The 13,262-nt window shown below is 69.0% G+C and carries 13 protein-coding genes; 10 read left to right on the top strand and 3 right to left on the bottom strand.

Going from position 1 to position 13,262, the window contains the following annotated elements:
* Window positions 1-24: 24 nt before the first annotated feature.
* The gene (locus EV137_RS28245; protein WP_134131423.1) at window positions 25-1,320 is read right to left on the bottom strand and encodes a cryptochrome/photolyase family protein; all 1,296 of its coding nucleotides are present in this window, start codon (window positions 1,318-1,320) and stop codon (window positions 25-27) included.
* 60 nt (window positions 1,321-1,380) lie between these two features.
* Here EV137_RS28245 and EV137_RS28240 point away from each other — a divergent pair, with 60 nt between their 5' ends.
* From EV137_RS28240 to EV137_RS28195, 10 genes are all read left to right on the top strand, one after another.
* Window positions 1,381-2,094 (top strand): iron-dependent transcriptional repressor DtxR, encoded by a 714-nt coding sequence (locus EV137_RS28240; protein ID WP_133783292.1) that lies wholly within the window; start codon window positions 1,381-1,383, stop codon window positions 2,092-2,094.
* 72 nt (window positions 2,095-2,166) lie between these two features.
* Complete coding sequence (locus EV137_RS28235) at window positions 2,167-2,946, top strand: class I SAM-dependent methyltransferase (RefSeq protein WP_134009041.1); 780 nt, start codon at window positions 2,167-2,169, stop codon at window positions 2,944-2,946.
* An 18-nt stretch (window positions 2,947-2,964) separates the two neighbouring features.
* The gene (gene pabB / locus EV137_RS28230) at window positions 2,965-4,317 is read left to right on the top strand and encodes an aminodeoxychorismate synthase component I (RefSeq protein WP_134131422.1); all 1,353 of its coding nucleotides are present in this window, start codon (window positions 2,965-2,967) and stop codon (window positions 4,315-4,317) included.
* Complete coding sequence (locus tag EV137_RS28225) at window positions 4,314-5,012, top strand: aminotransferase class IV (protein WP_134131421.1); 699 nt, start codon at window positions 4,314-4,316, stop codon at window positions 5,010-5,012. The genes pabB and EV137_RS28225 overlap by 4 nt, the downstream gene beginning before the upstream one ends.
* 134 nt (window positions 5,013-5,146) lie before the next feature.
* Complete coding sequence (locus tag EV137_RS28220; protein ID WP_134131420.1) at window positions 5,147-6,046, top strand: SPFH domain-containing protein; 900 nt, start codon at window positions 5,147-5,149, stop codon at window positions 6,044-6,046.
* Between the two features lie 7 nt (window positions 6,047-6,053).
* Complete coding sequence (locus tag EV137_RS28215) at window positions 6,054-6,263, top strand: type II toxin-antitoxin system antitoxin (RefSeq protein ID WP_133782542.1); 210 nt, start codon at window positions 6,054-6,056, stop codon at window positions 6,261-6,263.
* On the top strand, window positions 6,256-7,044 hold the full coding sequence (locus EV137_RS28210; protein WP_134131419.1) for a GOLPH3/VPS74 family protein: 789 nt from the start codon (window positions 6,256-6,258) through the stop codon (window positions 7,042-7,044). The genes EV137_RS28215 and EV137_RS28210 overlap by 8 nt, the downstream gene beginning before the upstream one ends.
* 58 nt (window positions 7,045-7,102) lie before the next feature.
* Entirely contained in the window at window positions 7,103-7,462 is a 360-nt protein-coding gene (locus tag EV137_RS28205; RefSeq protein ID WP_134009050.1) for a GntR family transcriptional regulator, read from the top strand.
* Window positions 7,462-8,358, top strand: a complete 897-nt coding sequence (locus tag EV137_RS28200; protein WP_134131418.1) for an ATP-binding cassette domain-containing protein — start codon at window positions 7,462-7,464, stop codon at window positions 8,356-8,358. Before EV137_RS28205 ends, EV137_RS28200 begins: the two co-directional genes overlap by 1 nt.
* Entirely contained in the window at window positions 8,355-9,122 is a 768-nt protein-coding gene (locus tag EV137_RS28195; RefSeq protein WP_134131417.1) for a hypothetical protein, read from the top strand. Before EV137_RS28200 ends, EV137_RS28195 begins: the two co-directional genes overlap by 4 nt.
* 411 nt (window positions 9,123-9,533) lie before the next feature.
* Here the strand turns inward: EV137_RS28195 and EV137_RS28190 are convergent, their stop codons facing one another.
* Both EV137_RS28190 and EV137_RS28185 read right to left on the bottom strand, forming a co-directional pair.
* A complete protein-coding gene (locus tag EV137_RS28190) occupies window positions 9,534-12,182 on the bottom strand; it encodes a glucosidase family protein (protein ID WP_238175598.1) in 2,649 nt (882 codons plus the stop codon).
* 44 nt (window positions 12,183-12,226) lie between these two features.
* On the bottom strand, window positions 12,227-13,231 hold the full coding sequence (locus EV137_RS28185) for a LacI family DNA-binding transcriptional regulator (RefSeq protein ID WP_134131416.1): 1,005 nt from the start codon (window positions 13,229-13,231) through the stop codon (window positions 12,227-12,229).
* Between the last annotated feature and the right edge of the window lie 31 nt (window positions 13,232-13,262).

Below are 13,262 nucleotides of genomic sequence, written 5' to 3'. Positions count from 1 at the left end.
ATAGATGTACGAGGCAAACGGGCGTCAAGAGCGGATGGCGTCGTACCTGCGGAGTGCTTCGGTGCGGGCCTCCGCGTGGTCGACGACGGGTTCGGGGTAGCCGTCCGCCCCGCCGTGCTTCCACGGCTCGTGAGCGGTCCGGCCGTCGAGGTCGCGGAGCTCGGGGATCCAGCGCCGTACGTAAGCGCCGTCGGGATCGAACTTCAGGCCCTGGCTGACCGGATTGAAGATCCGGAAGTACGGCGCCGCGTCCGCGCCACAGCCGGCCACCCACTGCCAGTTGAGCGAGTTCGAGGCGAGGTCGCCGTCGCGCAGCGTGCGCATGAACCACCGCGCGCCGAACTTCCAGTGCACGTGGAGATCCTTGACCAGGAACGACGCGACGACCATCCGGACGCGGTTGTGCGTGAACCCGGTCTCGGCCAGTTGCCGCATCCCCGCGTCGACGAACGGAAATCCGGTGCGGCCTTCCTGCCAGGCGTCGAGGAGCTCACCCGGTTCGTCGTACCGCATCCGGTCGAACTCGGGACGCAGCGGTTTCCACGCGGCGTGCGGGTGCCGCGCCAGCAGGTCGGCGCAGAACTCGCGCCAGGCCAGTTCGCGGCGGTACGCCTCCGCGCCGGCGCTGCGTTTGCGGGCCAGGTCGGCGAGCATCGTCCGCGGGTGGATCTCGCCGTACTTCAACGGGATCGACATCCGCGAGGTACTGTCGAGATCGGCCCGGTCGCGCTCGTCGTCGTACGCCGAAACCTCGTAGTCCCGCCATCGGTCGAGCGCCGCCTGCTCACCCGCGACCAGCGAGCTATCCGGCAAGTCCTCGCTGTCCGCCTTGATCCATCGAACGCGCGACGGCGCCTCCACCGGCTGCCGCCACCCGTGCGCCAGCCATGCCTTGAAGTACGGCGTGAACACCTGGTACGACCGCCCCTGCTGATTCAGCACCCGCCCTGGTGCGACGGCGTACGGCGATCCGGTCCGCACCAACGGACACTTCAATGAGGCTTCAACCTCTTCATCCCGTTGCTGCCCGTACGGCGCGTAGTCCGCGCTCACGTGCACGCTCGCCGCACCGAGCTCGTCCGCGATCGCCGGTACGACGGCCGCCGGATCACCCCGCCGTACGACGAGCCGGCCGCCCATCGACTCCGACAGGCTGCGCAACGACGCGGCCAACTGATCCCTGCGCGGATCGCCGGATCGTCCCCACAGCAACGGATCCACCACGAAAAGTCCGAGCACGCGACCGTGGGCCGCCGCGTCGAGGAGTGCCGGGTTGTCGCTCAACCGAAGGTCCCGCCGGAACCACATCACTGCCGTCACCGTGCTCATCGTGCCCCGGTACCCAGCCGAATTGGGTAAGGCTTGCCTCAATAGGTGAGAATGGTGGTCGTGAGCGAGCTGATCGATACCACCGAGATGTACCTGCGGACCGTCTACGAGCTGGAAGAAGAAGGCATCCTGCCGCTGCGCGCGCGGATCGCCGAGCGGCTGCACCAGTCCGGTCCGACGGTCAGCCAGACGGTCGCGCGGATGGAACGCGACGGGTTGATCAAGGTGGAGGGCGACCGCCACCTGGAGCTCACCGACGTCGGCCGCAAGCAGGCGGTCCGGGTGATGCGCAAGCACCGCCTGGCCGAGCGGCTGCTGGTCGACGTGATCGGGCTCGAGTGGGAGGACGTGCACGCCGAGGCCTGCCGGTGGGAGCACGTGATGAGCGACGCCGTCGAGCTGCGGCTGCTGCAACTGCTCGGCAACCCGACCGAATCGCCGTACGGCAACCCGATCCCGGGCCTGGAGGAGCTGCAGAAGGACCACCAGGTGAGCAACATCGGGGACTTCCGGATCGGTGTCGAGCCCCTTGACCAGGTCCTCGACGCAGCCACCGGCGAGAGCGTGCGAGTGCTGGTACGGCGGATTGCCGAGCCGGTGCAGACCGATGACTTCGCGATGGCGGTCCTGCGCCGAGCCGGGGCACTGCCCGGTCGCGAGGTCGACTCCACCCTGGACGCCGAGGGCGTCCTGGTCGGGAGCCGCGAAGCCGGCGGCGTCATCACCGACGAAACCGCGGGCCACATCTTCGTCAGCAGAGTCTGACAGTCAACAAAGTGTTAACGCTGAGCACCCGGCGAGGCACGCCGGGTCGCCAGCCGGTAGGTTCGGGCCGCGATGTCTGAGAATGCGATCAACTGGCCGGAGTACCTGCGGGAGTTCCACACCGCGGCTCCGGGGAGTACCGAAGCCCTGTTGTCCCGTGCAGTGGCCGGCGATCACACGCCGTACCGCTGGCTCGTCCGTGCTGTCTCGGGCGAGGCGCGCAGGGTGCTCGACCTGGCCTGCGGCAACGGGCCGGTGGCGCGGGAGCTGTACGGGCGATGGGTCGTCGGGGTCGACAACAACGAGGCCCAGCTCGCCGGTGCGCCCGGCCCGAAGGTACGGGCCGATGCGCTGCACCTGCCGTTCGCGAACGAGGTCTTCGACGTCGTCACCTGCTCGATGGGTCTGATGGTCCTCCAGCCGCTGGCAGACGTGCTCGCCGAGGCGGCACGGGTGCTGCGGCGCGGCGGCGTACTGGCCGCGATCGTGCCCGCCGTACGGCCGCTGCGGCGCGGCGACATCCGCACGCTGAGCGGTCTGACCACACGGCTGCGGTCGACACCGCAGTTCCCGGCCGGCGGTGAGATCACCGAGCTGAAGGATCAGCTGAAGCACGCCGGGTTCGACGTGATGGAGAGCCAGCGCGAGCGGTACGTGTACATGATCCACAGCCGCGACGACGCGATGCGGCTGGTGAACGCGCTCTACCTCCCGGGTACGCCGGACGTCCGCCGGGACACCGCGGCGGCCTGGCTCGCGGACCGCGCCGAGTCCAAGGACGGCCTCGAGGTCGCGATCCCGATCCGCCGGATCACCGCGATGCGGACCAAGGTGGCCCTGACCACGTCCTGATCTCGGTACCGTGTGCCTGTGAGTGCGCTGCGCTGGTCCGTCCGGACGCTCGACCGGGCGCTCGACGGTGAGACTGTCTACCGCGAGCTGCTCGCCGCCGAGCCGGTCGCCTACTGGCTCGACGGCAGCCTGACCGACCGCACGGCCCGCAAGCTCTCGGTCCTCGGTACGACGACAGACGACGTCATCACCCGGGACGTGACCGACGGCGACGTCTTCGCCGAACTGAACGAACTGCTGGCGGCCCGCGCCGCGGAGCCGCCCCTCGAGCTGACCGGCCTGTTCTGCGGTGGGTACGTCGGCTACTTCGGCTACGAGCTCAAGGCCCTGACCGGAGGAGTGGCCGCACACGAGGCCCCGACGCCCGACGCGCTGTGGATCTGGGCGAACCGGTTCGTCGTCATCGACCACGACCGCGACGTCACCCATCTGGTGGCGCTCGACGAGGCCGGCGTCGGCGAGGGCTGGTTGGACAAGGCACAGGAAGCCGCGTCGAACTGGTGGATGGGCAGCGTCGACGTCCCCGCGATCGCCCGGCTGGATCTCGAGGCGCACCTGGAGCAGGACCGCACGACGTACCTGGCCGGTATCACCCGTGTCCTGGCCGAGCTCGAGGCGGGCCAGACGTACGAGGTCAACCTGACGAACCGGGTCCGGCTGCCCGCGGTCCAGGACCCGTTCGAGTTCTTCCGCTGGCAGCGGTCCGCGAACCCCGCGCCGTACGCCGCCTTCCTCAGGTACGGCGATCTCGCGGTGGCGAGCTCGTCGCCGGAGCGGTTCCTGACCGTGGACGCGGACGGCTGGGCCGAGTGCCGGCCGATCAAGGGGACCGCGCCGCGGGATCTCGATCCGGCGCAGGACCAGCTCGCGGCGAAGGCGCTCGCCGAGGACGACAAGACCCGCGCCGAGAACCTGATGATCGTCGACCTGATCCGCAACGACCTCGGCCGGGTCAGCGTGCCAGGGACCGTGAACGTGCCGCAGCTGATGCAGGTCGAGAGCTACCGCACCGTGCACCAACTGGTGACAACCGTCCGCGGCCGGCTGCGCGACGGCGTGACCGCGGTGGACGCGGTCCGCGCGTGCTTCCCGCCGGGGTCGATGACGGGCGCGCCGAAGATCCGCACGATGGAGATCATCGACTCGTTGGAGTGGAGCGCGCGGGGGGTGTACTCCGGTGCGCTCGGCTACCTGACCGTGGACGGGCGGGCGGACCTGAGTGTGGTGATCCGGACGGCGGTGCTGACCGCGGACGAGACCGTGATCGGGGCCGGGGGTGCGATCGTGCTCGACTCCGACCCGGTCGCGGAGTACGACGAAATGGTGCTGAAGGCAACGGCTGCCGTCGGCGGACAAGGTGGGGGACAATGACGGAACTGTTGGTGGCGGACTCGTTTCTGGTTGCCAATGGCAAGGTTCGGGGACTGGAACTGCATCGGGACCGGTTCGTCCGGTCGTGTGCCGCGGCGGGGGTCGCCGCGGAGCGGTTCTGGGACGAGCAGATCGGGCGGCTGCCGGGGTTCGGCCGATGGTTCCCGCGGTTCGAGCTGAAGGCGCCGGGGGAGTTGGCGCTGCAGCTGCGGCCGGCGCCGCCGATCGGTGGCCGGGTGCGGGTCGCCGTACACGAGGGACCGGATCCGCGGACGGCGCCGCGGGTGAAGGGACCGGACCTGGAGCTGCTCGGCAAGTTGAAGGAGTCCGCGGCCGACCGCGCCGACGAGATCCTGCTCCTGGATACCGACGGGACGGTCCTCGAGGCGGCGTACTCGGCCGTCGTGTGGTGGGAGGACGACACCCTCTGCTTCCCGGAGGCGGACCGCCCACTGCTCCCTTCGGTCACTGCCCAGCTCCTCCGTCGGATCGCCGCCAATCAGGGCGTCGAGGTCGTCGAGCACTCGATCACCCCCGAGGCGCTGCAGAACACCACCGAGGCCTGGCTCGTCAACGCCCTGCACGGCATCCGCCCCATCCACGCCTGGGGCCCCTCCGCCATCGACCCCCTCCCGAACTCCCACTCCGCCCTCTGGCAGTCCCACCTCGAATCCCTCGCCACCCGCCTCCCCTGACCTCCCGCCCCGGCCGCGGGCCGAGTGCCCTCAACCCTGCATCTGATGGGCGGACCCATGAGAGGAGACGGAATCACCGCTTGCTAAATGTGATATCACTTTGCTACCTTCGAGCTATTCGAGAGGAGCTTGTGATGGTGGATGTCGCGGTGGAGATGCCGGCGCCGAAGGTGGCCGAGCGCGCGGGGCGGGGGCTGAACGGGTGGCCGATGGCAGTGTTGGCGTTCGTGCTGGCGGTGGCCGGCGTGCTGTTGTCCGTCCTCAGTGGCGGCAACGGCGCACTGATCACGGTGGGGATCCTGGTGTTCCTGGCCGCGCTGATCGTCGCGGGCGGGCTGACCGCGGTCTCGCCGGGGCGGGCCCGGGTCCTGCAGGTCCTCGGACGGTACGCCGGCACGATCCGGACGGACGGTCTGCGCTGGGTGAACCCGATCTCCACGCGGCGCGAGGTCTCGACGAGGATCCGTAACCACGAGACAGCCGTTGCCAAGGTCAACGATGCCGACGGCAACCCGATCGAGATCGCCGCGGTCGTCGTGTGGCAGGTCGAGGACACCGCGCAGGCGATGTTCGAGGTGGACGACTTCGTCGAGTTCGTGGCGATCCAGACCGAGACCGCCGTACGGCACATCGCCAACAGCTACCCGTACGACGTCCACACCGAGGACGGTGGGATGTCGTTGCGGGACAGCACCGACGAGATCACCGAGACGCTGTCGGCGGAGATCGGTGCCCGCGTGCAGGCAGCCGGTGTCCGGGTGATCGAGTCCCGGATCACGCATCTCGCGTACGCGCCCGAGATCGCTCAGGCGATGCTGCGCCGCCAGCAGGCCGGTGCGGTCGTCGCGGCCCGGCAGCGGATCGTCGAAGGTGCGGTCGGCATGGTCGAGCTGGCGCTGGACCGGTTGTCCGAGCACGAGGTCGTCGACCTCGACGAGGAGCGCAAGGCGACGATGGTCAGCAACCTGCTGGTGGTGCTGTGCGGCGATCGCGACGCGCAGCCGGTGGTCAACGCCGGCTCGCTCTACCAGTGAGTTTCCAGTGCCCGTCGAACGGAAGAAGATCCTGCTCCGGCTGGATCCCGCGGTGCACGACGCGCTCGCCCGCTGGGCGTCCGACGACCTGCGCAGCACGAACGCCCAGATCGAGTTCCTGCTCCGCCGTGCCCTGGCCGACGCCGGTCGCCTCCCGACCGGCGTGACGAAACAACGTCGCCCGGGCCGCCCGTCCAAGGAGGACAACGATGAGTAGAGCTGTGGTGACGCCGCTGCGGCGGCCGGAACGCTCGACGTCGGCCAGGCGACCGGCCCGGCCCCGAAAGACAGTTGCGCTCGGCAACGCGGCTGTCCCGAACTCCTTGGCTGCCAGGGTTTTTCTGCTGGCCTACGATCCGGAGCGCGGGCGGCTGACGGCCCGGTCGAAGCTGGGGAAGGTGCTACGGGCGGCGGTGCTGATCGACCTGCAGCTCAACGGGAACATCGAGGACGACAATGGGCGGGCGCGGGTGACGACGCCGGTATCGCGCCCAACCGGATCGCGCTCAACCGGATCGGGCTCGGCCGGATGGGGTTCCGTGCCGGCGCCCGTCGATCCGGTGGTGGCGGCGGTGCTCGAGGAGTTGCGGGCGGTTGGCCCGCGGCGCTGGCGGCACTGGATCGATCGGCGGGCGGGCGTGACCGTCCGTCAGGTTCGCGACGAGCTCGCTCGCGCGCATCTGATCAAGGTCGAGCCGCGCCGCGTCCTCGGCATCTTCCCGGCAGCCCGCATCACGCTGCGCCACCCTCTGGTACGCCGCCACATCCTCCAGAGCGCCCGCGACACCCTGCGACCGTCCCGGCTCGTCACTCGGGTCGACCTCCGCGACGCCGCTGTCGTCGTACTCGCGTCCACGGCGGATCTACGCACCGTCGTCACGAAGGAGCAGCAGGCCCGGCACAAGGATCGCCTGGCCCAGCTCGCGGTACGCGTAGGTCCCGTCGTACCGGCCCTGAAGAAGTCACTCCAGCAGTCGCAGTACTCGACCGCAGGCTGACCCTCAGCGCCGCTATGGTTCGTTACTCATGTAATGAACCGAGGAAGGGGGTGGAGTGGTGTTCGACGACCGGAGTCCGATCTACCTGCAGATCGCCGAGCAGATCAAGAACGACATCGTGACCGGCGCGCTGGCCGAGGGCGAGCAGGTGATGTCGACCAACCAGTACGCCGCCTTCTACCGGATCAACCCGGCCACCGCGGCCAAGGGGTTCGCCCAGCTGGTCGACGACGGCGTCCTCTACAAGAAGCGCGGGATCGGCATGTTCGTCGCGCCGAACGCCCGCGATCTGCTCCGCACCGGCCGCCGCGACTCGTTCTTCGCCGACGTCGTCGACCCGATGATCCGTGAGGCCAAGGCGATCGGCATCCCCCTCAAAGACATCCTCCAGCACATCCGCACCTACGGAGAAGCCTGATGACCGCCGCCCTGACTGTCAGGACCGAGGATCTCTCGGTCCGGTTCGCCGGTGTGCCCGCGTTGGACCGGCTCGACCTGCGTCTCGCGCCTGGGAAGATCCACGGGCTGCTCGGCCGGAACGGGTCCGGCAAGAGCACGCTCGCCGCCACGCTGGCCGGGTTCCGGCGGCCCGACGAGGGGCGGGTGCTGATCGAGGGCGGTGACCTCGGTGCGGCGCAGGAGCCGTACGAGAATGCGGTCGTCACGAGCCGGGTGTGCCTGATCCGCGAGTCCGGTGACCGTCCGGACGCCGTACCCGTCAAGCACGCGGTCGGGCTCGCGGCGGCGCTGCGCCCGTACTGGGACGCCGACCTCGCCGGCGAACTCCTGGACCGCTTCGAGGTCCCGCTGAACAAGAAGATCCAAAAGCTCTCCCGCGGTAAGAAGTCCGCGCTCGGCGTCGTCCTCGGTCTCGCCAGCCGCGCCCCGTTGACGATCTTCGACGAGAGCTACCTGGGCATGGACGTCCCGTCGCGGAACCTCTTCTACGACATGCTGCTCGCGGACTACGCCGAGATGCCGCGGACGATCGTGCTCTCAACCCATCTGGTGAGTGAGGTGAGCGCGATGCTCGAGGAGGTCGTGATCCTCGACCAGGGCCGCCTCGTCACCCAGTCGCCGGTCGACGCGCTCCGCGGGCGTGGCGCCTCGCTCGTCGGTCCGGCCGCGACCGTCGACGAGTTCACCGCGAGCTTCACCGTGCTCGCGGAGGAACGGCTGGGCGGCACCAAGTCGACCACGGTCCTCGGCGACCTCGACCCGGCGCTGCTCGCACAGGCGACCGCCGCCGGCCTGGAGATCGGCCCGGTCGGTCTCCAGGACCTCTTCGTCCACCTCACGGGGGTGAAGTCATGAGTACGGCGGTCCAGACTGGGGCGACGTTGCCGCGCGGGGTCACAGACTGGCATCGGCTCAAGCACGTGCTGCGGGCGCTGGCGATCGGTCTGCGGCCGATGCTGCTCGGCTACTGGGCGGTGATGGTCCTCGCGTTGTTCCTCGTCGGGATCGTCATCCAGCTTCTGTCCGGCGGCGTCACCAGCAGTGCGTGGGACTACGGCACCCAGTCGCCGAAGTACTTCTCGATGGCGGTCGGCATCACCGTCACCCCGGCGTACTTCGCCTTGCTGATCTCTCAGGGCATCACTCGCCGGATGTTTTCGGTTGCCGCAGGCATCTATCTCACGGGTGCCGCGGCGGCCACCGCGCTGCTGTGGGTGCTGGTCTACCAGGTGGAACACGTTCTGTACGCGTGGCAGGACTGGCCCGGCAAACTGACCAACCCGCACCTGTTCACGAGTACGTCGCAGGTCGGTCTGGTGTTCGCCGAGTTCTTCCTGCTGATCGTCGCCCACGAGGTGACGGGCTGGCTGCTCGGCATCACCTTCGTCCGGTTCGGATTCTGGCGCGGAGTCCTGCTGCTGCCCCTAGCCCTGGTGCCCGCGGCGGCGGCCGAGTTCCTCCTCGTCGCGCAGTGGCTCGCGGACGTGCTGAACAACATCGGGTACCACCGTCCACCCCTCGCGGTCGCCGTACCGTCCGTACTGGTGGTCAGCGTGCTCGGCGTGTACGCCGGGTACCGGCTCCTGCACCCGATGGCAGTCAAACCGCCTAAGGGCTAAGGGGGTTATGCACAGGGGCTGTGCATAACCCGGACGGTTTCTGTGGATGATTGCGGTCCTACTGTGGACGACCGAAACTGTTGCCTGTAAAGGGTTGTGCCGGGACTGCCGACAGCGGTAGAAAGGTCGACACGCTGCTTCGATCGGAGCGGCGGGTCGAACGGAAACCGAGGGCCCTCGCGGTGGGGATCCCCACCGAGGTAGACCGGTGACGGGGTCTGCCGGCCTCCACGGACCCGTATCGGGAAGCTGGAGACGTCACTTTCCTTCAGCTGTGCGGGCCCCTCCGACTCATACTCGGAGGGGCCCGCCTTCTCGTTGCGCATCAAGACTCCGCAGTACCGGATTCCCGGGCATGAGAAGGCCGGCCGGTGTGCTAAACGTTTGCGCACCGGCCGGCCCTCGAGAGATCTACTTCAGCGTGATCGTCAGGAGCGTGTGCGCGCCGCTCGCCGGTACCCGCACCTCCGTCCCGCGGCTGGTCGTGACCAGCTGGTACTGCGCCGCGTGACCGTCGACCGCCACACTCCGCACCTGTGCGCCGGTCGGCAGTACGGCGCCGACCGTGAGCGCCGCGTCGGTGTTCTTCGCGGTCACCTCGGTCGACAACGCCTTACCTGTAAGGCGTGCCGACACATCGAGCGCCCCACGACCGACGCGGATGTTGCTACCGGCCACCTTCTGCTGGCCTTCGGGAAGTTGCGGTACGACGGCGATCCGCCCGTGTCCCAGATCGGGATCGATGCCGAGCTGCTGGTGGATCACCGGCCAGAGGATGCCGTACGCGCCCCAGGCCTGCAGCGTCATCGAGCGGTCGTAGAACGGCCGACCGATGTTCGCCGGCGAGTCCGGCGACGGAGCGATCTCGGGCATCGCACCGGGCGTCTCCCAGACCGACGGGTCGAGCTGGATCCGGGCGTTGCCGGTGGTGTACCGCTGCTGCTGCGTCGTGCCCAGGCGGCCGAAGTTGCCCTCCGCAACCGCCATGATCGATGTATTCAGACCGAACATGGTGCGCTCGCTCTGGACCGTCGAGACGACCGGGTCACACGTGTCACCGCGGTTGCCGCCCGCGGCTGAGGTCGGGCCGGTCCCGGTATGGAAGAGGCCGAATTCCCCTGTGTAACAAGAGGTTTCGCGCTGGTCGAGCGCGATCTTCGCGTGCTCGGCCGACGCCAGCGGCGACGTCTGGCCAGGACGAGTCAGTACCGCTTCCATCGGCGTGACGCCGATCCAGTGCCGCTGGAAGATCGGGGTGTTGTCGTTCGCCGGGTTGGCCGGGTCGTCGACCGAGTCGGCGTACCCCTTCGCCGCCGGCACCCACCATTGCGCCTCGAACTTGGACTCGAGGTCGTTGGCGCGGCCGGTCGCCCACTGCTGCACCTTCGTGTCGTGCTTGGACGCGGCGAGGTCGGCCAGGTCCCGCAGACCGCGGGCGAGGTACACGGTGCTGTCGAGTTTCTCGACGCCCATGCCCGCGCGCTCGACGTTCGCGAGTCCTTCGGGCCAGCCGTCGTTGTCCTTGTCGAGGGACTTGTAGATGTACTGCAGGTTCCGGACGCTGAAGTCGTACATCTCGTCGCGGAACTTGTTGTCACCAGTCCAGCGCCACAGCAGTGCGACCGTACTCGGGAACTTCACCGTCTCGTCGGTGTTGCCCGCGCTCTGGTTCGAGCCGAAGTACACGTCGCCGGTCGGTGTCACTTCGTGCGCGACCTTGCCGCTGCGGTTGTTCAAGAGGTCACTGACATCGCGGAGAGCCCGCAGGTGCTCCTTCACGGTGTCGAACTGTCCGGCTGCGACTGCGGCGAACGCCGTGTACTCGCCATCGGTCGCGAACAGCCACGGATAGTCCGGGAAGCCGGCGCCGAACCAGCGGGCGGTCGGCACCGTCCCGACCGGCGCCGGGTAGTCCTTGCCTTCGTTCACGTCCCGGATCTGCAGGTTGCGCGCCTCCTGCACCGAGTCCGCGAGGTTCTGCTTGCTCCACTCGACGCTCTGCTGCAGTAAACGGTCACCAGGAAGGTCCACTGCGGACTGCACGTCGATCTGGTGCCGCGCTGAAGTCTTTGCCCGCAGCAACTTGTCCGGGTCGCTCAGCGCCTTGCCGTACTCGCGTTCCGCGGCCCGGCTGCCCTGATCCGATCCGGCCACGGCGAACCAGATCGTCTTCTGCTGACCCGCGGCCAGCGGTACGTCGTACGTGAGCCGGCCGCCGGTGCCCTTCCCGACGAGCGAGTCGTCGCACCGAGCAGGCGTCGTACCGTCGGCCGGACATGTCACCGCCGGGCTCTGCGGTCCGCGGTGATCCGCGCCGAGCTGGTGGCTTGTCGGACGCAGGGACGATCCGACGAACGCGGCGTAGTCGTGCGCGGTCGCGTTCGGGTACGACGGGGTGCCCTGCTCGCGGAAGCGGAGCGCGCCGTCGCTGAAGTCGCCGGTGTCGGGCAAGTTCGCGTCCGCGGCGCTCGGAGTGGTCCAGCCCCACGGGTACGGCTGCATCAACTCGGAGTGCGCGTCGACGTCGAGCTTGACCGTCTTCGCCGTACTCGAGCTCAGGGTGAGTCCGACGAGCGTCGCGCGGATGCCGTCGGGGACGAAGTCGGTACGGCGTACGTTCACGGATCCGGAGTAGTCGATCCGGCTGTAGCCGTGGCCGCTGGTGTACTTCGCGGCGGGCACCTGCTTGCCGAGCCAATTGCCGTCGAGACCGAACCAGATGCCGTCCAGGAGCTTGATCGGCTGCGACCAGAAGCCGCCCATCTCACCGCGGATGTGCCACCCGGCGGCGGGGTACAGACCGGACTCGTCGCCCATCGCGTAGGCGCGGTCGCCGACGACGAGCGAACGCCGGTCGGTCAGGCGGGTGGTCTCGGAGAGTTCGGACGGTGCTGTCGCCCTGGTTGTGGTGGTACCGGATGAGCCGGCGGTGGCCGAGGCGGTGCCGGCCAGCACGACGGCGGTGGCCAGCAGGGCGACACCGGCGATCTTCCGCACCGGTTTCCCGCCGGGTGGGGCTGCACCACGTCGGCGACTTCGGTTGGTCGGATAGGGAGTCATGGCGGTTCCTCCTTCTCGCGGCGCCCGGGGAGAAGCGCCGAAAATCAGCCAGGGGCCGAGCTGCCCCTGATCACCAGTTCTGGCCGCAGCAGGCGTTCGACCGGACTCCCGTTGCTGGAGCCGGTCAGGATCGTGATCAGCTCTTCGGCGATCTGGTCCATCGGTTGCCGGAGGCTGGTCAGGCCGGGGGAGACGACCTCGGCGAGCGGCGAGTCGTCGAAGCCGGTGACGCCGACGTCGTGGCCGGGGGTGAGGCCGCGGCGGGTGAGCTCGCGGAGGGCGCCGAGCGCGAGAATGTCGCTCAGGGCAACGATCCCGTCGACGGTCCGGCCGGCGTCGAGCAGCCGCGCGGTGGCGCGGGCGCCCTCCTCGATGCTGTCCTCGCGGCAGCGGACGGTCAGCCCGGTCGTCGGCAGACCGAGGTCCTTGCACGCGTCGCGCCAGCCGCCGACCCGGTCCTCGCCGAGGCCGGACGACTTCGGCCAGCCCAGGAAGGCGATCCGGCGGCGGCCGCTCTCGTACAGGTGCCGGACCGCCATCGCGGAGCCGGCCGCGCCGTCGACGTCCACCCACGGGCCGGGTTGCGTGGTTTCCTTCCACACCCGGCCGAAGCTGACGAACGGGATGCCCTGTTCCTTCAGCCAGCCGTGCCGCGGGTCGTGCGTCTCGGTCTGCGACAGGACGAACCCGTCGACCATCCGGCGTGCGTGCAGGTCGTCGTACGTCGGCATACCGTCGACGCCGCCCGGCGCGGTGAAGAGCAGGATGTGCCGGCCGGTCCGTTCGGCGGCGGCGCAGAGGGCGTGCAGGAACTGGTCCATCACCAGGTGCGTCTGGTTCGGCCAGCTCGGCACGCAGTACCCGATCAGCTCGACCGCGCTGGTGCGGAGGCTGCGGGCGTTACGATTGGGCCGGTAGTTGAGCAGCTCGATGGAGCGGTTGACCCGTTCGAGCGTGTCCGCGCGCAGGCGGTGCGGGGCGTTCAGCGCGTTCGACACCGTCTGCACGGAGACCTCGGCGTGGGCGGCGACCTGCTTCAAAGTAGCCACAGCGACCTCCCACGGACGTTTTGAACGTTAA

Source organism: Kribbella pratensis, assembly GCF_004366075.1.
GTDB lineage: Bacteria > Actinomycetota > Actinomycetes > Propionibacteriales > Kribbellaceae > Kribbella > Kribbella pratensis.
Note: the sequence above shows the minus strand (reverse complement) of the source record. Positions and strands in the feature narration are given on the sequence as shown.